At 72.2% G+C, this 23,533-nt stretch carries 23 protein-coding genes; 17 read left to right on the top strand and 6 right to left on the bottom strand.

The features are described from left to right. Nucleotides 1-39: 39 nt before the first annotated feature. From BAW75_RS05605 to BAW75_RS05525, 17 genes are all read left to right on the top strand, one after another. Nucleotides 40-1,116, top strand: a complete 1,077-nt coding sequence (locus BAW75_RS05605; protein WP_104112864.1) for a class I SAM-dependent methyltransferase — start codon at nt 40-42, stop codon at nt 1,114-1,116. After that, nucleotides 1,116-1,427, top strand: coding sequence for a hypothetical protein (locus BAW75_RS05600; RefSeq protein ID WP_064445583.1), 312 nt, complete (start codon nt 1,116-1,118; stop codon nt 1,425-1,427). Before BAW75_RS05605 ends, BAW75_RS05600 begins: the two co-directional genes overlap by 1 nt. Further along, nucleotides 1,427-1,813 carry a nuclear transport factor 2-like protein gene (locus BAW75_RS05595; protein ID WP_043323211.1) on the top strand — a complete coding sequence of 129 codons (387 nt, stop codon included), beginning with the start codon at nt 1,427-1,429 and terminating at the stop codon, nt 1,811-1,813. Before BAW75_RS05600 ends, BAW75_RS05595 begins: the two co-directional genes overlap by 1 nt. 128 nt (nt 1,814-1,941) lie before the next feature. Continuing rightward, on the top strand, nt 1,942-3,051 hold the full coding sequence (locus BAW75_RS05590) for an ABC transporter substrate-binding protein (protein WP_043323209.1): 1,110 nt from the start codon (nt 1,942-1,944) through the stop codon (nt 3,049-3,051). Between the two features lie 24 nt (nt 3,052-3,075). Further along, nucleotides 3,076-3,906 (top strand): ABC transporter ATP-binding protein, encoded by an 831-nt coding sequence (locus tag BAW75_RS05585; protein WP_082930903.1) that lies wholly within the window; start codon nt 3,076-3,078, stop codon nt 3,904-3,906. A 12-nt stretch (nt 3,907-3,918) separates the two neighbouring features. Beyond that, complete coding sequence (locus tag BAW75_RS05580) at nt 3,919-4,770, top strand: ABC transporter permease (RefSeq protein WP_043323208.1); 852 nt, start codon at nt 3,919-3,921, stop codon at nt 4,768-4,770. A gap of 100 nt (nt 4,771-4,870) precedes the next feature. Then, on the top strand, nt 4,871-5,617 hold the full coding sequence (locus BAW75_RS05575) for an SDR family NAD(P)-dependent oxidoreductase (RefSeq protein ID WP_043323206.1): 747 nt from the start codon (nt 4,871-4,873) through the stop codon (nt 5,615-5,617). A 35-nt stretch (nt 5,618-5,652) separates the two neighbouring features. Continuing rightward, nucleotides 5,653-7,017, top strand: a complete 1,365-nt coding sequence (locus BAW75_RS05570) for a M20/M25/M40 family metallo-hydrolase (protein WP_043323205.1) — start codon at nt 5,653-5,655, stop codon at nt 7,015-7,017. Further along, nucleotides 7,014-7,841, top strand: a complete 828-nt coding sequence (locus BAW75_RS05565; RefSeq protein WP_043323203.1) for an alpha/beta fold hydrolase — start codon at nt 7,014-7,016, stop codon at nt 7,839-7,841. Before BAW75_RS05570 ends, BAW75_RS05565 begins: the two co-directional genes overlap by 4 nt. Continuing rightward, nucleotides 7,838-8,302 carry an Ohr family peroxiredoxin gene (locus tag BAW75_RS05560; RefSeq protein WP_043323200.1) on the top strand — a complete coding sequence of 155 codons (465 nt, stop codon included), beginning with the start codon at nt 7,838-7,840 and terminating at the stop codon, nt 8,300-8,302. The genes BAW75_RS05565 and BAW75_RS05560 overlap by 4 nt, the downstream gene beginning before the upstream one ends. Next, the gene (locus BAW75_RS05555; protein ID WP_104112863.1) at nt 8,289-9,278 is read left to right on the top strand and encodes an EamA family transporter; all 990 of its coding nucleotides are present in this window, start codon (nt 8,289-8,291) and stop codon (nt 9,276-9,278) included. The genes BAW75_RS05560 and BAW75_RS05555 overlap by 14 nt, the downstream gene beginning before the upstream one ends. A gap of 42 nt (nt 9,279-9,320) precedes the next feature. Next, a complete protein-coding gene (locus BAW75_RS05550) occupies nt 9,321-10,181 on the top strand; it encodes an IclR family transcriptional regulator (protein WP_043323194.1) in 861 nt (286 codons plus the stop codon). Beyond that, nucleotides 10,174-11,373 (top strand): CaiB/BaiF CoA transferase family protein, encoded by a 1,200-nt coding sequence (locus BAW75_RS05545; protein WP_104112906.1) that lies wholly within the window; start codon nt 10,174-10,176, stop codon nt 11,371-11,373. Before BAW75_RS05550 ends, BAW75_RS05545 begins: the two co-directional genes overlap by 8 nt. Nucleotides 11,374-11,404: 31 nt before the next feature. Then, the gene (locus BAW75_RS05540) at nt 11,405-12,244 is read left to right on the top strand and encodes a cyclase family protein (protein ID WP_104112862.1); all 840 of its coding nucleotides are present in this window, start codon (nt 11,405-11,407) and stop codon (nt 12,242-12,244) included. Then, nucleotides 12,237-13,643: an MmgE/PrpD family protein gene (locus BAW75_RS05535; protein WP_104112861.1), complete on the top strand. Its 1,407-nt coding sequence runs from the start codon at nt 12,237-12,239 to the stop codon at nt 13,641-13,643. The genes BAW75_RS05540 and BAW75_RS05535 overlap by 8 nt, the downstream gene beginning before the upstream one ends. Nucleotides 13,644-13,665: 22 nt before the next feature. Then, nucleotides 13,666-15,129 (top strand): dihydroorotase, encoded by a 1,464-nt coding sequence (locus tag BAW75_RS05530; protein ID WP_043323186.1) that lies wholly within the window; start codon nt 13,666-13,668, stop codon nt 15,127-15,129. Between the two features lie 11 nt (nt 15,130-15,140). Further along, a complete protein-coding gene (locus BAW75_RS05525) occupies nt 15,141-16,001 on the top strand; it encodes an HpcH/HpaI aldolase/citrate lyase family protein (protein ID WP_104112860.1) in 861 nt (286 codons plus the stop codon). Between the two features lie 70 nt (nt 16,002-16,071). Here BAW75_RS05525 and BAW75_RS05520 read toward each other — a convergent pair whose 3' ends face one another. The 6 genes from BAW75_RS05520 to BAW75_RS05495 form a co-directional block, all read right to left on the bottom strand. Beyond that, the gene (locus BAW75_RS05520; protein WP_104112859.1) at nt 16,072-16,971 is read right to left on the bottom strand and encodes an ROK family protein; all 900 of its coding nucleotides are present in this window, start codon (nt 16,969-16,971) and stop codon (nt 16,072-16,074) included. Between the two features lie 95 nt (nt 16,972-17,066). Further along, nucleotides 17,067-18,521: an argininosuccinate lyase gene (locus BAW75_RS05515; RefSeq protein ID WP_104112858.1), complete on the bottom strand. Its 1,455-nt coding sequence runs from the start codon at nt 18,519-18,521 to the stop codon at nt 17,067-17,069. A 47-nt stretch (nt 18,522-18,568) separates the two neighbouring features. Continuing rightward, nucleotides 18,569-19,390: a creatininase family protein gene (locus tag BAW75_RS05510; protein ID WP_104112857.1), complete on the bottom strand. Its 822-nt coding sequence runs from the start codon at nt 19,388-19,390 to the stop codon at nt 18,569-18,571. Beyond that, nucleotides 19,378-21,126 (bottom strand): ABC transporter permease, encoded by a 1,749-nt coding sequence (locus BAW75_RS05505; protein WP_064445576.1) that lies wholly within the window; start codon nt 21,124-21,126, stop codon nt 19,378-19,380. The genes BAW75_RS05510 and BAW75_RS05505 overlap by 13 nt, the downstream gene beginning before the upstream one ends. Further along, nucleotides 21,123-22,196, bottom strand: coding sequence for an ABC transporter ATP-binding protein (locus tag BAW75_RS05500; protein WP_043323172.1), 1,074 nt, complete (start codon nt 22,194-22,196; stop codon nt 21,123-21,125). Before BAW75_RS05500 ends, BAW75_RS05505 begins: the two co-directional genes overlap by 4 nt. Before the next feature lie 61 nt (nt 22,197-22,257). Then, on the bottom strand, nt 22,258-23,310 hold the full coding sequence (locus BAW75_RS05495; RefSeq protein WP_064445575.1) for an extracellular solute-binding protein: 1,053 nt from the start codon (nt 23,308-23,310) through the stop codon (nt 22,258-22,260). Between the last annotated feature and the right edge of the window lie 223 nt (nt 23,311-23,533).

The following is a 23,533-nucleotide window of genomic DNA, read 5'->3' as shown; positions in this document are numbered from 1 at the left end:
CCGCGGACCGGTCCTCCCCCACCTGAAGAGGAGACACGCATGCTGGACATCGAGGAGCGCCTCACCCTGGATGAGCGTTCCGCCGTGGACTTCGTCCTCGGCCTGCGCAAGCGCTGGGCGGACACCGTCTACCCGGCGCTGCGCGAGGAGTACGGCGCCACCGGCGCGGCGGCCACCACGGTCGGCGACGCGAGCCAGGTGCTGCGCGGCCTTCCGCTCTACCCGTGGTTCAGCCACCTGGAGCGGGTGCAGCAGAAGATGCTGTGGAAGGTCGCCGGCGACGCGGTGCTCAGCCGCCGCGAGGAGCTGACCGACCAGCTGACGTCGGTGCCCGAGCAGCCGAAGGGCTCGCTGGAGCTGAACCCCGACCTGGAACTGCCCGACTGGTACACCGACTACGACATCCACATCCAGCCCGGCAGCTTCTTCTCCGACGACATGTCGGCCTACGTGTACGAGTTCGGGGCGCGCATCGTCATGCTGCGCGACAACGACGGCTACAAGTTCCACACGCTGTTCGCCAAGACCGCCCTGCCCGAGCTGCCCGCGGCGACCCGGATCGTCGACATCGGATGCGGCTTCGGCAAGAGCACCCGGCCGCTGCCCGCGAAGTACCCGACCGCGCAGGTCATCGGCGTGGACCTGGCCGCGCCGGGTCTGCGGCTGGCCCACGCCGAGGCCGAGGCGACCGGGCTGGCGATCGACTACCGGCAGGCCGTCTTCCGGGCCACCGGCATCGAGTCGGGCAGCTGCGACGTGGTCACCGGCACGATGGTGCTGCACGAGATGCCGGCCACCGCGATCCGGGAAACGATCGTGGAGGCGGCGCGCCTGCTCAAGCCGGGCGGCTCGCTGCGCTTCCTGGAGTTCATGCTCACCGGCGACCCGCTGCGCGACGCCACCGTCTACGAGCACGCCGAGCGCAACAACGAGCCGTTCTTCCACGACCTGTTCGGCTCGGACCTGATCGAGGTCTGCGCCGAGGCGGGCCTGACCGACGTGTCGTGGACCCCGTTCGACGAGCGCCGCAACGGCGTCCAGCCGCAGGGCTGGGGCGACCGTCCCGAGTGGCACTTCCCCTGGGCCGTACTGGCCGCGACCAAGCCGGAGGCGTGATGAGCACCGAGTTCGACTACTTCGGAGACCCCAAGGTCGGCAAGCTGCTCGACCTGGTGCTGCAGCTCTCCACCGAGCTGCACGTGACCCGGCAGCGGGTACGTGTGGTCGAGGCGCTGCTGACCCGTTCCGGCGTGCTGACCGAGGGCGCCGTCGACGGGTTCGCCTCCACCGAGGAGGAGCAGCAGGTCCTCGACCGCGAGCGGGACGCGCTGCTGGCCCGCCTGATGCGCATCCTCACCGAGCACGGCCCCGCGGAGCACCCGCTGCGGGACCAGTGGGAGGCGGCGCTGAGCGAGAAGACCGGCTGATGAGCGCACCGGACGCGCCCGGGCTGATCGACAGCTACCTGCAGCTGTGTGAGGACCGCCGGCTCGACGAGGCCGGCGCGTTCCTCGCGCCGCAGGCCCGGCTGGTCTTCCCGGGCGGCCGGGAGTACTCCTCGCTGCGGGAGATGGCGGCCGCCTCGACCGGGACCTACCGGTGGGTGCGCAAGCACCGGGACCGCTACCTGGTGGGTGACGACAACGGGCGGGTCACCGTGACCTCGCTCGGGCGGCTGTACGGGGAGTGGCTCGACGGCACGCCGTTCGAGGACATCCGCTACGCGGACGTGTTCGTGCTCGACGGCGCGCTGATCGTCGAGCAGCACGTCTACAACGACCTGGCACTGGTCGCGTCGCTGCGCGACGCCTGAGGGCACTGGGGCGTCGCCGCGCGACGCCTGACGGCAACTGTCGCGTCGCGCCGCGACGCCTGATACCCCGCCTCCGCCGCCACGGCGGCGGAGGCGGTCTCCCCCGACTCACGACGAGGTGTGTGCATATGAAACGGAAGTGGGCACTGCTCCCGGCGGCGCTGGCCGCCACGCTGGTTCTCTCCGCCTGCGGCGGCGGCTCCGACGACGAGGCCGGCGGCGAGGGCAAGGAGGCGAAGCTGACCATGGCCATCGCCTCGGCCGTGATCGGCCCGAAGGAGGAGGTGGCCGTCTACGCGGTCGCCAAGGAACTCGGCTACTTCGCCGAGGAGAAGCTGACCGTCGAGACGATCAACGCCGACGGCTCGGTCGCCGCCCTCCAGGCGGTCGCCTCCGGCAGCGGCGACATCACCCCCGCCGACGCCGGCTCGGCGCTCGGCGCGGTGGAGAAGAACGTGCCGATCAAGGCCATCGGCGGCCTGGTGCAGAACTGGCCGTGGGTGATGGCGGTGAAGCCGGACTCCCCGATCACCGGCGGCGCGGACCTGCGCGGCAAGAAGATCGGCGTGATCAGCCTTGCCTCCGGCTCGGCCCCGTACGCCCGCGCCTACGTCAAGGCCGCCGGGCTGGACCCGGCCAAGGACGTCGAGCTGCTGCCGGTGGGCGTCGGCGCGCAGGCCGCCGCCGCGCTCAACGACGGCAAGGTCGACATGCTGGCGCTCTACACCCAGGCGTACGCGGTCATCGAGAACGCCGGCACCCAGCTGAAGTACCTGACCAACCCGGACGTGTTCACCGGCATCCGGTCGCTCACCTTCAGCGTCGGCGCCCGTGACTTCGACGCCAAGAAGGACTCGTACGAGCGGTTCCTGCGCGCGGCGTACAAGGCGATGCTCTTCTCGGCCAAGAACCCCGAGGCCGCCATGAAGATCGGCTACAAGGTGTTCCCGCAGATCCTCGCCGGCAAGTCCGCCGACGAGCGGCTCAAGGCGGACACCGAGAGCCTCGCCGCGTGGCTGAAGACGGCCACGCCGGCCAGCGGCGAGCCGGAGCAGTTCGGTGACTGGGGCGCGATCAGCGACGACGAGTGGGCGAAGACCCAGGCGTACACCAAGGAGGCCGGCCAGATCTCCGGTGACGTCGACCTGAAGAAGCTCTGGGACCCGAGCCTGCTCTCCGGCGCGAACAACTTCGACAAGGCCGCGGTGCTCAGCAAGGCCGCGAACTACACCGCCTAGCAGCGGACAGCGGAAGGGATTTCGATGGCCATCAAGGCGACGGCCCGCCGGGCGCAGACGCAGGCTCCGGCATCGGTGTCGGAAGACTCCTGGATCGAGATCGACGGGCTGGACAAGGAGTACCGGCCCCGGAAGTCGGCACCGACCCTGGCGTTGAGCGACATCAACCTGACGGTACGTCGCGGCGAGTTCATCTCGGTCGTGGGACCGTCCGGGTGCGGCAAGACCACTTTGCTGAAGATCCTCGCCGGGCTCAGCCCGAAGACCGGCGGCGCGGTACGGATCGCCGGGCGGGACGTGACGAAGCCCCTTCCCGAGGTCGGGATGGTGTTCCAGGCACCGACGCTGCTGCCCTGGCGCACCATCTTCGACAACGTGATGGTGCCGGCGGAGATCCAGCGACTGGATCCCCGCCGGCACCGGGAACGCGCGCAGCAACTGCTCGAGATGGTCGGTCTCAACGGCTTCGAGCAGAAGTACCCGCACGAGCTCAGCGGCGGTATGCAGCAGCGGGCCGGCATCTGCCGGGCGCTCGTGCACGACCCGGCGGTGCTGCTGATGGACGAGCCGTTCGGCGCGCTCGACGCGATGACCCGCGAGTACATGAACGTGGAGCTGCTGCGGATCTGGCAGGAGAGCAACCAGACGATCGTGCTGGTCACGCACTCCATCCCGGAGGCGGTCTTCCTCTCCGACCGGGTGGTGGTGCTCAGCCCGCGGCCGGGCCGCATCGCCGAGGTCATGGACATCGACCTGGAACGGCCGCGTGACCTCGGCATCATGTCGTCCGACCGGGCCGGGGTCTATGTGGAACGGATCCGCCGACACTTCAACGCCGCCGGCGTAATCGACTGACGAGGGACAGCCATGGCAACAAGCAACCTGGTCCGCAAGCCGGCCCAGCCACCGGCGCCGTCCGCCCGGCCCGCCCGGCGCAAGTTCGACCTGCGGGAGAAGCCCCAGCTCTGGCTGGTCCCGACGGTCTTCGTCGTGGTCGTGCTGGCCTGGGAGTACGGCGTCCAGCTCCTCGGCGTCGACGAGTACGTCCTGCCGCTGCCGTCGAGCGTGGTCGAGTCGCTGTGGCAGCAGCTCGGCGACGACCAGTTCTGGGGTCACTTCTGGGTGACCACGCAGGAGGCGCTGCTCGGGTTCGTGATCGGCGTCGGCGCCGCCCTGGTGCTCGGCACGTTCATCTCCCAGATCAAGATCGTCGAAGCCACGCTGATGCCGTACATCGTGGCCTTCCAGACCGTGCCCAAGGTCGCCCTGGCCCCGCTGTTCGTGGTCTGGTTCGGTTTCGGCCTGACCAGCAAGGTGGTCATGGCCGCGGTGATCTCGTTCTTCCCGATGCTGGTGAACGTCATCGAGGGTCTGCGCGCGGCCGACGCCGACAAGATCCAGATGCTGACGGTGTTCGGCGCGAGCAAGGCGCAGATCTTCCGGATGGTGCGGCTGCCCAGCGCGCTGCCGTTCATCTTCGCCGGCCTGGACATCGGCATCGTCTTCGCCATCCTCGGCGCGGTCGTCGGCGAGTTCATCGGCGCCAAGGAGGGCCTGGGCTACCTGCTGCTGCAGACCAACTACAACTTCGACATCGCCGGCATGTTCGCCGTGCTGGTGGTGCTGTCGCTGATGGGTCTGGTGGCGCACTTCGTGATCCGGCTGCTGCAGAAGCGGCTGGCCTTCTGGGCCGAGGACACGAAGGTGATCGGCGCGTGACGGCAGTGGACGGGACCGCCGTCACGTGTTGGGGGCACCGGTCGGGCGTGCGCAACGCCCGCCCGGCCGGTGGCCGGACCGGAAAGGCAGGACACGCGACATGAACACCGACCCGAACCGGTTCGACGGCCGGGTGGCAGTGGTGACCGGGGCGGCCCGCGGCATCGGGGCCCGCATCGCGGCGACGCTCGCGCAGCGCGGGGCCACCGTGGCCCAGGCCGACCTGCTCGACGACTGGAGCGAGGCCGAGCTGTCCGGCGGCGCGCACACCCGGCACCGGGTCGACGTCCGGTCGGCCGGCTCCTGCGCCGCGCTGGTGGACGAGGTCCTCGACTCCCACGGCCGCCTGGACCTGCTGGTGAACAACGCCGGGATCGTCCGGCGCGGGCCGGCGGCCACGATGTCCGAGCAGGACTTCACCGACGTCCTGGACGTCAACCTCACCGGCACGTTCCGGATGTGTCAGGCCGCGTACCCGGCGCTGCGGCAGACGAGCGGCGCGGTGGTGAACATCGGTTCCACGAACGGGCACATCGCGGTGCTGAACACGCTCGGCTACTGCGTGAGCAAGGCCGGCGTGATGCACATGGCGCGTGTGCTGGCCCTGGAGTGGGCGCCCGACCGGATCCGGGTCAACGCCGTCGGACCGACCATCGTGCCCACCGACATGACCTCCGACGTACGTGGCGACGAGGCGTACCTCGCGGACAAGATGGCGAGCATCCCGCTGGGCCGGATGGCGCAGCCGCAGGATGTCGCCAACGCGGTCGCCTACCTGCTGAGCGACGCCGCCGCCATGACCACCGGCCAGACGATCTTCGTCGACGGCGGCGTCACCATCCACTGACTTCCCCCTCTCCGACCCCTTCTGTGAGGACCACCATGCCCAAACCGGATACCGCGGCCGCGCTGGCGGCCGTCGACGCCCACTTCGACGAGTTCGTCGAGGAGCTCCAGCAGCTGTGCCGCATCCGCAGCCGCCGCCAGGAGCCGGAGCAGATGGAGGCCACCGCCGAGTTCATCGCCGGATCGGTCCGCCGCTGGGGCGGCGAGGCCGAGATCATCCCGTGGGAGCAGTCGTACCCGTACGTGCTGGCCGAGGTGGCCGGCGAGGGCGACAAGGCGCTGCTGCACTTCACGCACTACGACGTGGAGGTCGAGCCGGCCGGTGACGACGCCGACTGGATCAGCCCGCCCTACGCGGCGGAGATCCACGACGGCCGGCTCTACGCCCGGGGCGTGGCCGACGACAAGGGCGTCATCATGTCCCGCATCCACGCGGCGGCGGCCTGGAAGCTCGCCGGGCTCACCCCGCCGGTGACCAACCGGATCATCTTCGAGGGCAAGAAGTGGCTGCACAGCCCGGGTCTGGGCTCGTTCGTGCAGGCGCACGCCGACCGGCTCGCCAGCGACGCGGCGCTGTGGGAGAACTCCTGGCTCGACGGCGAGGACCGGCTGCTGCTCAAGCTGGCCGAGAAGGGCGTGCTCTACCTGCGCCTCACCGCGCAGACCCTGCCGCGTGACCTGACCAGCCAGAACACCGCGCTGCTGCCGGCCGCCACGGCGCGCCTGGCCGCCGCCCTGGCGCAGCTGCAGCGGCCCGACGGCACCGTGACGATCCCCGGCTTCGCCGACGACGCACGGCCGCCGACGGACGAGGAGCGGGCGCTGCTGGAGAAGGTGGCGTTCGACGGGGACTTCCTGCGCAAGCGGGCCCAGGTCGAGCGGTTCACCGGCGACCTGGACGACCAGGCCGCGGCGGTGGCCATCCGGACCGTGCCGACGCTGACCGTGGCCGGCATCGCCGGTGGCGACATGCGTGACGACGTGACGCTGGGCATCCCGTCGACGGCGTCGGCGAAGCTGGAGATCCGGCTGGTGCCGGGCCAGGACCCGGAGCGCGTCCTCGGGTGCGTGCGCGACCACCTGGCCGCGACCGGCTTCGGTGACCTGCGCATCGAGGTGATGGCGACCAGCCGGCCCAACCTCACCGACCACCGCGACCCGTTCGTCGCGCTCGTCGCGGACGCGGCCCGCCGGGTGTACGGGACCGAGCCGGTGATCGAGCCGTACACGCAGTGGATCGGCAACCAGGGCGTGATCGCCGACCGGCCCATCGTCGGCGTCGGCGTCTCCCGCGCGGACTCCGGTGTCGACGGCCCGAACGAGAACATCCGGCTGGACGACTACAAGGCCGGCATCAAGCACGTCATCGAGGTCATGGCGGCGCTGGCGGTGGCCGAGTGACCCGGGCCCGCGGCGTGGCCCGCCGCGCCTACGTCGACGTGCCGTGGGGTCAGGTGCACTACCGGCACGGCGGCGACGCCGACGCACCGGTGCTGCTGATCCTGCACCAGTCCCCGCTCTCCTCGGCCACCTACGACGCGGTCATCGAGCCGCTGGCCCGCCGCGGACTGCGGGTGATCGCCCCGGACACGCCGGGCTTCGGGATGTCCGACGCCCCGCCGCGCCCGTGGTCCATCCCCGAGTACGCGGCCGGCGTGTGGCAGTTCGCCGACGCCCTCGGGCTGTCCAAGGTGCACCTGCTCGGGCAGCACACCGGCGCGATCGTCGGCGCGCAGGCGCTGATGTCGGCGCCGGAGCGGGTGCACCGGCTGATCCTGCAGGGCATCCCGCTCTACGACGAGCAGGAGCGGGCGGAGAAGAAGCGGTCGTACGCGCCCGGCTACTCCCCGGACCGCGACGGCGGGCACCTGAAGGTGATCTGGGACCGGGTGTACGGCCTGTACCCGGCGCTGACCCCGGAGGAGGCGAACCGCCAGGTCACCGAGTACCTGCTGACCGGTCCGGACTACGCCACCGCGTACCGGGCGGTGTTCGACCACCACGTCGACACGGCCGCCCTGGACGCGCTGCCCATCGTGCTGCTGCACGGCGCCGACGACCTGCTGGACCGGATGACGCCGCAGGTGCGGGCCGCGCTGCCCAGCGCCGAGCTGGTCACCATCCCCGGCGGCACCGACTTCGTGGCCGACGAGCAGCCGGAGGCGTTCGCCGACGCGGTCGCCGCGCAGGTGCACGCGGACCTGGGAACGGAGGTGCCGGCATGAACGTCGGCACCCCGGCGTCCGAGGCGAAGGTCGTACCGGCGAACACCGTCTACACCGCGAAGGTGGAGGTGTCCGGCGGCCGGGGCGGAAGCGCCCGGTCGCTGACCGGGTCGCTGCGGGTCGACCTGACCCGTCCCGCCCAGCGGGGCCCGGACGCGCCCGGCACCGACCCGGAGGAGCTGTTCGCCGCCGGCTACGCCGCGTGCTTCGACAGCGCGCTCGCCGTCGCCGCCCGCCAGGCCGGCGTCAAGCCCGGCCCGACGACTGTCACCGCCTCGGTCTCCCTCGGGCAGACCGACGACGGCCGGTACGCGATCGCCGTGGTGCTGGACGTGTCCGCGCCGCAGTGCCCGCAGGCCGACCTGGAGCGCGCGGTGGAGCTGGCCGACCGGATGTGTCCGTACTCGAACGCCCTCCGGGGCAACACCGCGGTGGCGATCCGGGTAAATGGACACCGCTGACCTGACCCGGCCCGCGGCGGCCCGCCACCTGGCGGATCCGCCGCGGCCCGCCGGCCCGATGGCCCTGGCCGTCGGGCTCGGCGCGGTCTACCTGATCTGGGGCTCGACCTACCTGGGCAACCGGGTGGCCCTGGACAGCATTCCGCCGCTGGTGGCCACCTCGGCCCGGTTCCTGGCCGCGGCGCTGCTGCTGTTCGCGGTGGCGGCGCTGTGGCGGGGACCGGCGGGGCTGCTGCTGCCCCGGCGGCAGTGGACCGGGGTGGGTGCCAGCGGGCTGCTGATGGTCGGCGCCGGCAGCGCGCTGCTGGCGCTGGGTCAGCTGTACGTGCCGACGGGTCTGACCTCGCTGCTGGTGGCCGGGATGCCGCTGTGGGTGCTGGTGCTGCGGCTGGTGGTCGGTCCGCGGCCGTCCCCGCTGGCGGCCGTGGGCGTACTCGGCGGTGTGGTCGGGCTGGCGCTGCTGTTCGCGGTGCCGACGCAGGGGTGGCACCTCGGCGGGATGCTGCTGGTGGTGCTCTCCACGATGGTGTGGGCGCTGGGCTCGACGCTGTCGCAGCGGCTGCGCATGCCGGCCGACCACCTGGTCGGCACCGGCTGGCAGATGCTCGTGGGCGGCCTCGCGGTGGCGGTGGCCAGCCTGGCCAGCGGTGAGCTGGGCGGGTTCCGCCTGTCCGACGTGACGGGCCGGTCCTGGCTGGCGTGGACCTACCTGATGCTCGTGTCCACGGTGGTCGGCTTCAGCGTCTACACGTGGCTGCTGCGCAACGCGCCGATCCAGCTCGCGTCCACCTACGCGTACGTCAACCCGGTGGTGGCGGTCCTGCTCGGCATGATGGTGCTGGATGAGTCGTTGTCCGGACGTCAGGTGCTCGCCGGCGCCGTGGTGCTCGCCTCGGTGGCACTGGTGATCGCGCGGGAGCGACCCCGGCAGCCGGACGGCCTGCCGCCCGGGAAGACTCCGGTCGCGCCCGCCTGAGGCCCGGCGATCCCGCCCTACGTCGACAGTGGAGGAGAGAAGATGATCACCACAGCGGTTGTCGAGAGCGCCACCGCCGGCCGGACCCGCTCCGGCCTCGGACGCGCCCTCGACATCGTCAACATCATCGCCGAACGGGCGCCGGAGACCCTCGGCGTGTCGACGATCGCGCGGGAGCTGGGACTGCCCAAGGCGGTCGCGCACCGGATCCTCAAGGAACTGGTGGCCGACAGCTTCCTCACCTTCAACGAGGAGACCAAGCGGTACCGGCTGGGCAGCGGCGCGCTGGCGGTGGGACTGGCCGCGCTGCGCGCGCTGGACGTGCCGGACATCGCCCGCCGGTACCTGGTCCGGCTGGTGCGCGACAGCGGCGAGACCGCGACGCTGTCGGTGCGGCAGGGCTGGACCCGCGTCTACATCGACCAGGTGCTCTCGCCGCACGAGGTACGCATGTCGGTGTCCCTGGGCACCAGCCACGCGCTGCACTCCGGGTCGTCGTCGAAGGCGATCCTCGCGGCGCTGCCGGACGCGGAGATCGAGGACTACCTCGACCACCACCCGCTGGACGCGGTCACCTCGGCCACCATCACCTCCACCGCGAAGCTGCGGTCCGAGCTGGGCCGGGTCCGCCGCCAGGGGTACGCGGTGAGCATGGGCGAGCGGCAGAACGGCGCGGGCAGCGTGGCCGCGCCGGTGCGCTACGCGACCGGGCAGGTGTTCGGCTCGATCTCGCTGTGCGGGCCGCAGAACCGGTTCACCCCGGAGGTCTGCGCCGCGCACGGCGCGCTGGTCGCCGCGGCGGCGGCGGAGATATCCGCCGAACTGGGTTTCCGGCCGCCGGCGCAACGTGCCGCCGGACGGACGGGTCAGGAACAGAACTGGGGAGGTGGAACAGGTGAGTGACGGACCCCTGACGGGCCTGCGCGTGCTGGACGTCTCGACGATCCTCGCCGGACCGCTGTGCTGTCAGATCCTCGGCGACTACGGCGCCGACGTGGTGAAGATCGAGCACCCGACCATGGGTGACAGCATGCGCGGCCACGGCAAGACCAAGGACGGCCATCCCCTGTGGTGGAAGGAGATCTCCCGCAACAAGCGGCTGATCGGGCTGAACCTGTCCGCGCCGGACGGCGCGGCGCTGCTGCTGCGGCTGGCCGAGCGGGCCGACGTGCTGGTGGAGAACTTCCGCCCGGGCACGCTGGAGCGCTGGGGCATCGGCCCGGAGGAGCTGCACCGGGTCAACCCCGGCCTGGTGATCGCCCGGATCACCGGCTTCGGGCAGACCGGCCCGTACGCCTCCCGGGCCGGGTTCGGCACGCTGGCCGAGGCGATGAGCGGGTTCGCCCACCTGACCGGCACGGCGGACGACCCGCCGACGCTGCCGGCGTTCGGGCTGGCCGACAGCATCTGCGGCATCGCCACCTCCTCGGCGGTGATGATGGCGCTGTGGCACCGGGAGCGTTCCGGCGGCCGGGGCCAGGTGATCGACATGAGCCTGCTGGAGCCGATCATGACCGCCGTCGGCCCGGGTCCCACCGTCTACGACCAGCTCGGCGTGGTGGAGCAGCGGCAGGGCAACCGGTCGACGAACAACGCGCCGCGCAACACGTACCAGACCAAGGACGGGTCGTGGGTCGCCATCTCCACCAGCGCCCAGGCGATCGCCGAGCGGGTGCTGCGGCTGGTGGGCCACCCGGAGGTGATCGACGAGCCATGGTTCCGTACCGGCGTCGGCCGGGTGGCGCACGCGGACCTGCTCGACGAGTACGTCGGGTCGTGGATCGGTGAGCGGACCCGCGACGAGGTGGCCGCGGCCTTCGCCGAGGCCGGCGCCGCCGTCGCACCGGTCTACAGCGCCAAGGACATCGTCGAGGACCCGCACGTGCAGGCCACCGAGATGATCACGAAGGTCGACGACCCGGACCTGGGCCCGATGCGGATGCACAACGTCATGTGGCGGATGTCGGAGACGCCGGGCCGGATCCGCTTCACCGGCCGCTCCCCCGGCGCCGACACCGACGCCCTGCTCGTCGAGGAGCTCGGCTGCGACCCGGCCGAGATCGCCGACCTGAAAGCCCGTGGCGTCGTCGCCTGACGACGCCGACAGCCGAAACGCGAGGAACCCCGTGGGCACCACTGCCAGAACCGCCGACCGCCTGCTCGACGCCGTGCAGGCCGGCGTCACGATCTACGACCTGGGCCGGCGGCTGACCGTCGGCATGCCGCAGTCACCGAACCACCCGGCGTTCGGGCTCACCCTGCCGCGCCGGCACGGCGACATCGTGCGCGCCGACGGCGGCTCCGCCGCCAACGACCTGCTGGTCATGGGCACGCACGTCGGCACGCACGTCGACGCCCTCGCGCACGTGTCCCAGGACGGCCGGCTGCACGGCGGCGCCGACGCCGCCGCGGCGCAGGTCGGCGGCCGGTTCGACGAGCTGGGCGTGCACACCGTCGCGCCGATGGTCCGCCGCGGCGTGCTGCTGGACGTGCCCGCCACGCTGGGCCTGGAGGGCTGCGAGGCCGGCTACGAGATCACCCCCGCCGACCTGGACGCCACCGTGTCCCGGCAGGGCACGCCGGTGGGCGCGGGCGACGTGGTGCTCATCCGCAGCGGCTGGGGCCGGCTGTTCGACCACGAGGACCGCAACCAGTACATCGGCAAGGACTCCGGCGTACCAGGGATCGGCGCGGACGGCGCCGGCTGGCTGGCGCAGCGGGGCGTGCACGCGGCCGGCGCGGACACCATCGCCTTCGAGTGCCTGCCGCCGGGCAAGGGCCACAGCACGCTGCCGGCGCACCGGATCCTGCTGGTGGAGCACGGCATCTACCTGATCGAGACGATGGCGCTGGAGGAGCTGGCCCGCGACGAGGTGCACGAGTTCACCTTCGTCATGGCCCCGCTGCCGCTGTACGGCGCCACCGGCTCCCCGGTGCGTCCGCTGGCGGTGGTCAGCCGTGGCTGAGCCGACCCTGGGCCGGCACCTGGCCGCCTTCGCCGCCGACACCTCCGCCGCGACGCTGCCCGACGAGGTGGTCGCCAGCGTCCGGGCCCGCGTGCTGGACGTGCTCGGGCTCTGCGTGGCGGCGCAGCCGCTGCCGACCAGCCAGGCCGCGCTGGCGTACGTCGCCGAGCAGGGCGGCCGTGGCCAGGCCACCGCCGTCGGCGTGGACGAGAAGGTCCCGGCCGCGCTGGCCGCGTTCGCCAACGGCGTGCTGGCGCACTCCCTCGACTACGACGACACGCACCTGCCGTCGGTGCTGCACCCCAGTGCCACGGTGGTGCCGGCCGCGCTCGCCGCCGCCGAGATGTCCGGCGCCTCCGGGCAGGAGACGGTGGCCGCGATCGCGGTGGGCCTGGAGGCGTGCGTACGCCTCGGCATGGCCGGCTACGACCCGGCGGCCGGCAACTCGGTCTTCTTCGAGCACGGCCAGCACGCCACCTCGATCTGCGGCACGCTGGGCGGGGCGGTGGCCGCGGCCCGGCTGCTGAAGCTGGACGCGGGCGGCACGCTCGACGCGCTCGGGGTGTCCGCCTCGATGGCGGCCGGGCTGATCGAGTCCAACCGCAACGGCGGCACCGTCAAGCGGATCCACTGCGGCTGGGCGGCGCACGCGGCGGTCAGCGCCGCGCAGCTGGCCCGGCACGGCGTGACCGGCCCGCCGACCGTGCTGGAGGGGCGCTTCGGCTTCTTCCAGGCGTTCCTGCGCGGCGAGTTCGACGGCGACGAGATCGTCCGCGGGCTCGGCTCCGAGTGGGCGGTGCCCGGCATCTTCTTCAAGCCGTACCCGGCGAACCACTTCACCCACGCCGCCATCGACGCGGCGATCGCGCTGCGCGAGCGCGGGCTGCCGCTGGACGAGATCGAGTCGATCACGCTCGGCGTGCCCACGCCGACGGTGCGTACCATCGGCCAGCCGATCGAGCGCAAGCGCGCGCCGCAGACCGGCTACGAGGCGCAGTTCAGCGGCCCGTACGCGGTCGCCGCCGGCCTGATCGGCGGCGGCGGTCTGGGCGTGGAGCTGGCCGACTTCACCGACGCCCTGGCGCACGACCCGCAACGGCGGGCGCTGATGGCGCGGGTCGACGTGGTGGCCGACGAGCGGTGCGACGAGATCTTCCCGCACCAGTTCCCGGCGGTGCTGCGGATCGTCACCCGGGACGGACGCGAGTGGGTGCAGGAGGTCCTGGCCAACCGGGGCGGCCCGCAGCGTCCGCTCAGCGACGCCGAGCTGGCGGTGAAGTTCCGCACGAACGCCGCGTCCCTGCCCGAGGCCACCGCCGCCCGCATCGCCGACGAGGTCCACCGGCTCGACCAGGCCCCCGACGTCCACGGCCTGATGGGCCTGATCAACCGCCGCTGAACCGAGCACGAGGAGCAACACCATGAGCACCTACGACCTGCTGTTGACAAACGTCCGCGTGGTCCGGCACGACCGGCCCGAGCCCGAGCTGATGGACATCGGCGTCACCGACGGGCGGATCAGCCGCGTCGCGCCGCAGATCGACCGGGCGGAGGCCGCCCAGGTCGTCGACGGCGGCGGCCGGCTCGCCTTCCCCGGCGTGGTCGACGCGCACCAGCACTGGGGCATCTACAACCCGCTGAGCGAGGACGCCGTCTCGGAGAGCCGCGCGTCGGTGCAGGGCGGCGTCACCACGGCGCTGAACTACATGCGCACCGGGCAGTACTACCTCAACCGGGGCGGCCGGTACGCGGACTTCTTCCCCGAGGTCCTGGCCGCGACCGAGGGCCGCTCCTACATCGACTACGGCTTCCACCTGGCGCCGATGTCGCGGGAGCACATCGGCGAGGTGCCGTCGCTGGTGGAGGAGCACGGGGTCACCTCGTTCAAGATCTTCATGTTCTACGGCAGCCACGGCCTGCACGGCCGCTCCGCCGACCAGAACTCGTTCCTGATGATCCCGGAGGGCGAGCGGTACGACTACGCCCACTTCGAGTTCGTGATGCGGGGCGTCCAGGCGGCCCGGGAGCGTTTCCCCGAGCTGGCCGACGAGATCTCGCTGTCGCTGCACTGCGAGACCGCCGAGATCATGAGCGCGTACACCAAGCAGGTCGAGCAGGACGGCACGCTGCGCGGGCTGGAGGCGTACCACGCGTCGCGGCCGCCGCACTCCGAGGGACTGGCCGTGTCGATCGCGTCGTACCTGGCGCACGAGACCGGTCTGCCGAAGATCAACCTGCTGCACCTGACCTCGGAGAAGGCGGTCGACGCGGCGCTGCGGATGGCGCGGGCGTTCCCGCACATCGACTTCCGCCGCGAGGTGACCATCGGGCACCTGGTGGCCGACATCGACACCGCGCACGGCCTGGGCGGCAAGGTCAACCCGCCGCTGCGCCCGCGCGCCGACGTCGAGGCGCTCTGGGGGTACGTCCTGGACGGCAAGATCGACTGGGTGGTCAGCGACCACGCCTGCTGCAAGGACGAGGTCAAGTTCGGTGAGCCGCGCGACGACATCTTCGTCGCCAAGTCCGGCTTCGGCGGCGCCGAGTACCTGCTGCCCGGCCTGGTCACCGAGGGCAACCGGCGCGGCCTGTCCTACCAGCGGGTGGCGGAGCTGACCTCGTGGAACCCGGCCCAGCGCTTCGGCCTGCGCAACAAGGGCGCGATCGCGCAGGGCTACGACGCCGACATCTGCCTGGTCGACCCGAACTCGACCTGGACGGTGCGCGCGGAGGACTCCGAGTCGACGCAGGAGTACACGCCGTTCGAGGGCTTCGAGCTGACCGCCCGGGTCACCGACACCTTCGTGCGCGGGCAGCACGTGCTCGTCGACGGCAAGGTCACCGGCGAGCCGGCCGGCCGCTACCTCGCCCGCCCGCAGCGGTAGGGGAACGACTGATGGCGGCGGTGGCGCGCAGTTACCTGTACGTGCCGGGCGACCGGGCGGACCTGCTGGACAAGGCGGCCGGGCGCGGCGCGGACGCGCTCGTGCTCGACCTGGAGGACGCGGTCACGCCGGCCCGCAAGGCGCACGCCCGGGAGACGGTCGCCGGGTACCTGGGCGCCGCCGCGCCGGCCGGCCCCGAGCTGTGGGTGCGGATCAACAGCGACCAGGTCGCGTCGGACGTCGAGGTGCTCTCGCCGGCGGCGGCCGGGGTCTGGGTGCCGAAGGCCGAGCCGGAGCTGCTCGCCGAGGTCGACGCCGCGCTGGCCCGGGTGCAGCGGCGGATCGGCCCGGACGCCCCGGCGTTCCGGGTGGTGGCGCTGATCGAGACCGCCCGGGGCGTGCTCACCGCGCCGCGCGCCGCGGCGCCGCCACGGGTGCTGCGGCTCGGCCTCGGCGAGGCGGACCTCGCCGGTGAGCTGGGGTTGCAGCCGGGACCGGAGCGGGCGGAGTTCGCGCCGATCCGCTCCCAGGTCGTGGTCGCGTCGGCGGCGGCCGGCATCACCCCGCCGGTGGGACCGGTGGAGACGACGCTGCGCGACCCGGAACGGCTGGAGCTGACCACCCGGGCGCTGCTGCGGCAGGGCTTCCGGGCCCGCAGCGCCATCCACCCCGGGCAGATCGCGACGATCAACGAGGTGTTCACCCCCACCGAGGCCGAGGTGGCCTCGGCGCGGGCCGTGCTGGAGGCGCTGGAGCGGGCCGAACGCGGCGGCTCCGGGGTGGCCACCGACGCCGACGGGCGGCTGCTGGACCGGGCGGTGGTGCGGGCCGCCGCCGAGGTGGTACGCCGCGCCGAGGCGTCCACCGACTGAACCCGCGAGAAACGACCGGGCGGGGCGCCCCACCGCGCCCCGCCCGATCCGTTCCCGGTGCCCGGCCCGCTCAGACCACCGCGGGCTGGGCCTCGACGGCCATGGCGAGCGAACCGAGCAGCGCGGCGTCCTGCGCGAAGTCCGACAGCACGATCTCCGGCGGGTACGGCAGCGTGTGGGTGAGCCGTTCGGTCAGCAGCGCCCGCACCAGGTCGTTGCCGGCGACGCTGCCCACCAGCACGATCCGCTGCGGGTCGAGCACGAGGCAGCAGGTGACGAGGTGGCGGGCGAGTTCGTCGACGCGTCGGCGGAGCTGTTCGCGTACCTCGCCCGGCTGTTGCGCGGCCGCGCACAGACCGGCGGCCCGGCCGCCCCCGCCCAGCCGCTGCGCCAGCTCGTCCAGGGCCCGGCCGGAGAACGTCGCCTCCAGCATCGGTTCCAGCCGGGGCGGCCAGCTGTGGTCGGTCAGCCCGTACGCGATCTCCCCGGCGGCGCCGTGGCGGCCCGGCAGCACCTCGCCGTTGACGGTGACCGCCGCCGCGACGCCGGTCCCGAGCCCGACGACGAGTCCCGGGTCCGCGTCGCGCAGCGCCCCGAGCCGCAGCTCGGCGTGGGCGGCTGCCTTCAGGTCGTTCGTGACCCGCACGTGCGCCAGGTTCAGGTGGGCGCGGACCGCGTCGGCGAGCCGCAGCTGCTCCCAGCCGGGCACGTTCGGCGCCAGTTCGATGCCCTCGTCGTGGACCACGCCGGGCGAGGCGATGCCCGCCGCGACGAGCGTGCCGCCGTTCTGCTCGGCGAGTTCGCGGGCCCGGTCCAGCGCCCGGGTGAGGGCCTGCTGCGCGCCCTGCTCGGCATTGGTGGGCAGGCGCTCGGAGACGAGCAGCCGGCCGTCGGCGTCGCCCACGCCGATGGCCATCTTGGTGCCGCCGAAGTCGATGCCGAGCAGGCGCGGATTTGCCGGTCGTTCCATGGTGATGTCAGATCGCCCTTCGGGCCGTCGGTCCAGATCACGTGGTCGCCGCGACACGACGTCCGCGACCACGGCCAGCTGCGTCTGTCGCCCCGTCACGGGCCTACCCTCGCCGCGACCGCCTCGGCGAGAGCCGTGTCGGCACGGGTCAGCCGCTCGCGCAACGCCTGCGCCCGCTCCTGCACCGCGTCGAGCATTGTAGACAGTCGTCCGACCTGGTCCCGGACGGCCGCCTCGCCGGGGCCGTCGGCCTGGGCGCGGCGCAGCACGAGTTCGGGGCGGACCGCGGCGGCCAGCAGGTCCCGCACCGCGGCGTCGTCGAGCGTCAGACCCAGCTCGGCGGCGGTGGACCGGACCAGGTCCCCGGTCCAGGTGGCGGGCGCGCCGCCGCGTACCAGCTGGCCGAGCAGCGAGTGGGCGCCCCGGAACGGCACACCGTGGCGGGCCAGCGCGTCGGCCGCGGCGGTGGTGGTGGCGCCGGAGGCGACGATCTCCTCAGCGGACGGCGGGCGCAGCGGGTCCAGCTTCTCGATCAGGCCGCCGAGCAGTGAGAAGAACCGGTACGCCCGGTCGTCGCCGTCCCAGAGGCGGGCCTGCACGTCGGTGGTGGCGTTGTTGGAGTCCTCCCACCAGGCGGCGCCGACGTTGTTCAGCACGCTGGCCGCGTCGGCCGCCGCGGCGCCGGCCATCGAGACGAGGTGCTCCAGCACCACCGGGTTGCGCTTCTGCGGCATGATGCTGCTGCCCTGGGTGAACTCGCCGGGCGTGACCACCCAGCCCCAGCTCAGCCAGTCCATCAGCGTGCGGGCCAGCCGGGCCCCGGTGGCGAGCGCCTGCGCGTTGAGCGTGGCGACCCGGACCAGGTGGTCCGCGCCGGCCACCGCCTCGTACGAGTTGACGATCAGCTGGTCGAAGCCGAGCAGGTCGGCCAGCCGCCGGGGCGAGATGTCCAGGTCGGTGCCGGCGAACGCGCAGGAGCCCAGCGGCGAGCGGTTCATCTCGTCCAGCAGGTCGGCGTACGCGGCGGCCTCACCGGCAAGCGCCTCGGCGTAGCCGGCGAAGACGTGCCCGATGCTGGTCGGCTGGGCCGGGCGGCGGTGCGTGTAGCCGGTGACCACCACGTCGGCGTGCCGGTCCGCGCGGTCCAGCACGGTACGGCCGGTGGCCAGCAGCGCGTCGAGCACCTGGAGCAGCTGGTCGCGCAGCACCATCCGGAACACGCCGGCGTCGAGGTCGTTGCGGCTGCGCGCGAGCTGCACGCTGAGCTGCGACGGCTCGATGCCGGCCGCGGCGGCGAGCCGCTTCTCCAGCGTGTAGTAGACGTCCTCGACGCTGCCGTCGTACTCCAGTTCCTCGGGCCGGTCCCCGGTGAGGGTGACCAGGCCGCGCAGCATCGTGGCGGCGGCCTCGTCGGTGATCAGTCCCTGCTCGGCGAGCATGACGACGTGGGCCTTGCTGGCCGTGACCATCGCCGGGTAGAGGTGGGCGACGTGGTGGTCGAACACCACCCGGAGGTGGTGCTGTTGATAGACGGTCAGTGACGGGCTCATGGTGGCCTCCCGAGGTGGTGCGTTGTCGTGCGGCGTGCCGCGCGTGGTCATCCGGTCGTCTGGTCCGGCCCGTCGGCGCCGGGGGGCCCGGGCAGCGGCGCGGCGAGCCACGCCCCGACCAGCTCGCGCAGGCGTGCGCCGGCGGTGGCGCGGATCCGGCCGCCGGCCGCCTCCCCGGCCAGCGAGACATGGCCCGACCAGCCCTGCCACGGGTCGGGCCGCGACTCCACGAGCACGTACGGGTACGGGGTGGGCAGTTTCGGCTTCGGCGGCAGGTCCGGCGCGGCGTCCAGGCGCACCGCGTCCGGGTCGAAGCCCAGCACCGCGGAGCTCTCGTACGCGCCGCCGTGCCCCCGGGCGGGCAGCTCACCGAACATCTCGGTGGTCTCGTCCGGGCCGACGAGCTGGAACCAGTTCACCAGCATCATGCTGGCCCGGTGCCGGCCGGAGACCCACTCCATCGCGGCGCGGACGGTGGACATGTTGGCGTCGTGCCCGTTGACCACGAGCACCCGGGGAAAGCCCGCCTCGACGATGCCGGCGAGCACGTCGGCGAGGTAGCCGACGGCGATCTCCGGTCGCAGCGCCACCGTGCCCGGCCACGGCCGGGTCTGGCCCGGGCAGGCGGCGTACGGCGTGGCCGGGAACAGCACCGCCCGGGCCGGCCCGGTGGCCAGTTCCCCGGCGAAGCCCTCGGCCAGGATCAGGTCGGTCCCGATCGGCAGGTGCGGGCCGTGCCACTCGACCGCGCCGACCGGCAGCACCGCCAGGTCGGCCGCCTCGGTCACGGCGGCGAACGCGTGCCCGGGCACCCGGGTGACCGGGAGCAGCCCTCCCCCGGTCCGCCACCGCTCGATCAGTTCGTCCACTGCTCGGCCCTCCGGGTCGCGGTCCGGCTGCTCTCCAGCCGACCGGAGAACCACATCACCACGAAGATGAGCAGCACCTGGAGCATGCCGTAGGCGGCCGCGGTGCCCAGCTCGAAGCTGTACATCCGGTTGTTGATGGCGACCGAGATCGGCACCGTCGACGAGGTGTAGATGAGCACCGAGGCGACGAACTCGCCGACGCCGTGCACGAACGCCAGCAGCGCGCCGGCGAGCACGCCGGGCAGCATCAGCCGCACGGTGATCGTGTAGAACGCGCGCAGCCAGGAGGCGCCGAGGTTACGGGCGGCGTCCTCCAGCGACGGGTCGATCAGCGCCAGCGTCGCGGAGCTGGACCGGAACACGATCGGCAGGAACCGCACGAAGTAGGCCAGCGGCAGGATCCAGAACGTGCCGACCAGCACCTGCCCGAAGCTGAACGCGTTGCCGGTGCTGAACGCCGAGATCAGGTTGATCGCGACGACCGTGCCGGGCAGCGCCCAGGCGATCATCACGGCCACGTCGAGCAGGCCGCGCCCGACGAACTTCAGCCGCCGCACCGCGTACGCGATGAGCACGCCGATCACCACACAGCCCACGACCGCGATCAGGCTCATCTGCACCGAGTTGAGGATCGGCTCGAACGCCTTGGGGTCGGTGAAGATGGTCACGAAGTTCTCGAACGTGTACGTCGGCGGCAGCACCTCGGTGGTCCAGGACCGGTCCTCGGAGAAGGCGACGAGCGCGATCGCGGCGACCGGGGCGAGCAGGACCAGCGTGGCCAGCACCGAGGCGAGCGGCGCGAGCCAGCGGCCGATCGGGTTGGTGATCTCCCGCCGGACCGCCGAGATGCCCTTGGACTGCGACTGGTAGTTGCGCCGTCCCTCGTACCAGCGCATCGCCAGCAGGAAGATGATCGAGACGATGCCGAGCACCGAGGCGTACGCCGAGGCCATCGGCAGGTCGCCGTTGGTGCGGTTGATGTAGATCTGCATCGTCATGGTCTGGCTGACGTTGAACAGCAGCGGCGCGGTGTACGACGCCAGCGACGTCATGAAGACCAGCAGCGACGCCGAGATCAGCGCGGGGGTGAGCATCGGCAGCAGGACCGTGCGCCACACCCGGAACCGGCCCGCGCCGAGGTTGTACGCCGCCTCCTCGACCGACGGGTCCATCCCGGCCAGCGCCGCGGAGGCGGCCAGGAAGAAGAACGGGTACATGGTGAACGTGTGCACCACGAGCACACCGGCGATGCCGTCGAAGGCCAGGACCGGCTTCTCGGTGCCGAGCAGCGCCTGCAGGCCGCGCGGCACGATGCCGATGTTGCTGTAGAGCAGCTGGAAGGACACGGCGCCGATCAGCGGCGGCAGGGCCGCCGGCACCAGGATGAACGCCTCGATGAGCCGCCGGCCGCGGAAGTGGAACCGCTTGAGCAGGAACGCCATCGCCACGCCGACGATGCCGCAGAGCAGCACGCTGGCGGCCGAGATGAACAGCGAGGTGAACAGCGACTCGCGGGCCACCCCGGAGGAGGAGAGGAACTGCAGGTAGTTGTCAGAGCCGTTGGCGCTGACGCTCTCGCGGAAGGTGGCGAACATCGGCTGGACGACGAAGCCCCAGAGCACCAGGACCAGCGGCAGCACCAGCAGGTACGGGAACCAGCGGGAATTGGCCCCGCCGGACAGGCGCCGGCCGAGGGCCGCCGCCCAGGCGGGGGCGGTCCGGGTCGCAGCGGTCACGGCTTGACCACCCAGAGGCGCTCCGGTACGAGCCGCAGTCCCACCACGTCGCCGAGCTGCAGGCCGGCCGGCGCGTCGATCAGCGCCGCCATCACCTCGTTGCCGTCCACGTCGACGCTGATGTTGGTGGCCATGCCGGTGAACTCGACGTGGCTGATCCGGCCGCGCATGGCCGCCGTGTCGTCGTCGCCGCCGAGCGCGATGTGCTCGGGGCGCGCGGAGACGAGCGCGGTGTCGCCCGCGCCGAGCCCGTGCCCGGCGGGCGCGCCGACGTCGATGGTGGCGCCGCCGGGCAGGCGCACCGCGACGCTGTCGTCGGTCGCGCCGGTCACCGGCAGGCTCAGCACGTTGCTGCGCCCGATGAACCGGGCCACGAACGCGTTCGCGGGCTTGTAGTAGATCTCGTGCGGGGTGCCGACCTGCTGGACCCGGCCGGACTCCATGACGGCGATCCGGTCCGACATCGCCATCGCCTCGGCCTGGTCGTGCGTCACGTAGATCGAGGTGGTGCCGCTCTCCCGCTGGATGCGCCGGATCTCGGCGCGGGTCTCCTCGCGCAGCTTCGCGTCGAGGTTCGACAGCGGCTCGTCGAGCAGCATGGTGCGCGGGCGGATGACCAGGGCCCGCGCCAGCGCGACCCGCTGCTGCTGGCCGCCGGAGAGCGCGTCGATGCGCCGGTCGCCGTACCCGGCGAGGTGCACCTGTTCGAGCGCCTCGGTGACCCGGCGGGCCTGGTCGGCGCGGGAGACCCGGCGGACCTTGAGCCCGTACGCGACGTTCTGCGCCACAGTCATGTGCGGGAACAGCGCGTAGTTCTGGAACACCATGCCGGTGTCCCGCTTGTTCGGCGTCCAGTGGGTGACGTCGTCGTCGCCGAAGTGGATGTGACCGGAGGTCGGGAAGTAGAAGCCGGCCACCATGCGCAGCGTCGTCGTCTTGCCGCAGCCGCTCGGCCCGAGCAGCGTGAAGAACTCGCCGGCTCCGATGGTGACGGTGACGTCATCGACCGCCGCGGAGTCGCTCGACTTGGCGAAGCGCTTACTGACCGCCGTCAGTCGGACATCGATCATTTCGTGGGTCCTTCCAGGACGAAGCCGGGCCGTGCCGCAGCACGGCCCGGTTCCGAGCGTCTTAGCCCTTGCCCTTGATCTGGGCGTTCCAGTGGGTGATCCAGGCGGTCTCGTTCTTGCCGATCACGTCCCAGTTGACGTCCATCGGCTTGAGGTCGAGCTTGGTCAGCCACTCGGGCTTCTCGGCGATCTCGACCGCGGGGATCTGGAAGTAGTCCTTGGCCAGGCTGGCCCGCAGCGAGTCGTCGAAGAGGAACTCGAGGAACTTCTTCGCGCCCTCGGTGTTGCCGCCCTTGACCGCGGCCACGCCGTCGACGAGCACCGGCGCGCCGGAGGCCGGCATGACGTAGCCGAACGGCATCTTCTCGTTGGCCTGCAGCAGGATGTCCTGGAGGTTCCAGGCGCTGACCACGCCCTGCTCACGCGACATCTTCAGGTAGAGGTCGCTCGGGTTGGCGGCGTACTCGACGGTGTTGGCGTCGAGCTTGCGCAGCCAGTCGTAGCCGGGCTGCGGGTTCGACCCGTCGGGGGTGTAGCGCTGGATCATCGAGGCGTAGATCGAGCGCATGGTGCCGGAGGCGGCCACGTCCCGGATGATGATCTTGTCTTTCCACTTCGGGTCGACCAGGTCGTCCCAGTCCTTCGGCGCGGTCTCCGGGGTCAGCGCCTTGTTGTTGTACATGATGACCTCGGGCAGCAGGATCTCGCCGAACCAGCGGCCCTCGGCGTCCTTGTACCGCGCGTCGATCTTCGAGGCGAACGACGGCTGCCAGGACTCCAGCAGCCCCTCGGACGCGCCGGCGGCCAGCCCCTGCTGGGTGCCGCCCCACCAGACCGACGCCTGCGGGTTGGCCTTCTCGGCGCGGACCCGCTCGAGAACCTCCTGGGCGCCCATGTTGAGCACCTCGACCTTGCCCTTGTACTCGGGGTTCTTGGTCGTGAACTGCTCCACGACGTAGTCGGTGACCGACTTGTCGCGGGCGCTGTAGATGACGACCTTCTCGGCCGGCGCGGCGCCGGAGGAGCCGGTGTCCTTGTCGTCGTCACTGCTGCCGCACGCGCTGACGGCCAGCAGCGCGCTGAACGCGACGGCCAGGGCCAAACGACGTTTCATTGGTACCTCCATTTTGCGGGGGAACTATCGGGAGCGGAGAAAGACGGTGTGCGGTACCGGCCCGGGACGCCGGCGGGTTCACCGGCTCCCCGGGCACGGGGTCGAAGTTGCGCGGGTCGCGCCCGGACCGGGGCGCGCCGCATCGCGCCGCGACCTGACGTCCGGGATCCGGACGCGGTCGCCGCGACGTCTGCGCCCGCCCGGGAGTGCCTCGACGAGGTCC

It is taken from the genome of Micromonospora chalcea (assembly GCF_002926165.1).
Lineage (GTDB): Bacteria > Actinomycetota > Actinomycetes > Mycobacteriales > Micromonosporaceae > Micromonospora > Micromonospora chalcea.
The sequence above is the reverse complement of the archived record's forward strand: the minus strand, read 5'-3'. Positions and strand labels throughout refer to the sequence as shown.

Coding starts and splice junctions, on each gene's coding strand:
- BAW75_RS05605 (WP_104112864.1), top strand. CDS start 40: ATGCTGGACATCGAGGAGCGCCTCACCCTGGATGAGCGTTCCGCCGTG.
- BAW75_RS05600 (WP_064445583.1), top strand. CDS start 1,116: ATGAGCACCGAGTTCGACTACTTCGGAGACCCCAAGGTCGGCAAGCTG.
- BAW75_RS05595 (WP_043323211.1), top strand. CDS start 1,427: ATGAGCGCACCGGACGCGCCCGGGCTGATCGACAGCTACCTGCAGCTG.
- BAW75_RS05590 (WP_043323209.1), top strand. CDS start 1,942: ATGAAACGGAAGTGGGCACTGCTCCCGGCGGCGCTGGCCGCCACGCTG.
- BAW75_RS05585 (WP_082930903.1), top strand. CDS start 3,076: ATGGCCATCAAGGCGACGGCCCGCCGGGCGCAGACGCAGGCTCCGGCA.
- BAW75_RS05580 (WP_043323208.1), top strand. CDS start 3,919: ATGGCAACAAGCAACCTGGTCCGCAAGCCGGCCCAGCCACCGGCGCCG.
- BAW75_RS05575 (WP_043323206.1), top strand. CDS start 4,871: ATGAACACCGACCCGAACCGGTTCGACGGCCGGGTGGCAGTGGTGACC.
- BAW75_RS05570 (WP_043323205.1), top strand. CDS start 5,653: ATGCCCAAACCGGATACCGCGGCCGCGCTGGCGGCCGTCGACGCCCAC.
- BAW75_RS05560 (WP_043323200.1), top strand. CDS start 7,838: ATGAACGTCGGCACCCCGGCGTCCGAGGCGAAGGTCGTACCGGCGAAC.
- BAW75_RS05555 (WP_104112863.1), top strand. CDS start 8,289: ATGGACACCGCTGACCTGACCCGGCCCGCGGCGGCCCGCCACCTGGCG.
- BAW75_RS05550 (WP_043323194.1), top strand. CDS start 9,321: ATGATCACCACAGCGGTTGTCGAGAGCGCCACCGCCGGCCGGACCCGC.
- BAW75_RS05530 (WP_043323186.1), top strand. CDS start 13,666: ATGAGCACCTACGACCTGCTGTTGACAAACGTCCGCGTGGTCCGGCAC.
- BAW75_RS05525 (WP_104112860.1), top strand. CDS start 15,141: ATGGCGGCGGTGGCGCGCAGTTACCTGTACGTGCCGGGCGACCGGGCG.
- BAW75_RS05520 (WP_104112859.1), bottom strand. CDS start 16,971: ATGGAACGACCGGCAAATCCGCGCCTGCTCGGCATCGACTTCGGCGGC.
- BAW75_RS05515 (WP_104112858.1), bottom strand. CDS start 18,521: ATGAGCCCGTCACTGACCGTCTATCAACAGCACCACCTCCGGGTGGTG.
- BAW75_RS05500 (WP_043323172.1), bottom strand. CDS start 22,196: ATGATCGATGTCCGACTGACGGCGGTCAGTAAGCGCTTCGCCAAGTCG.
- BAW75_RS05495 (WP_064445575.1), bottom strand. CDS start 23,310: ATGAAACGTCGTTTGGCCCTGGCCGTCGCGTTCAGCGCGCTGCTGGCC.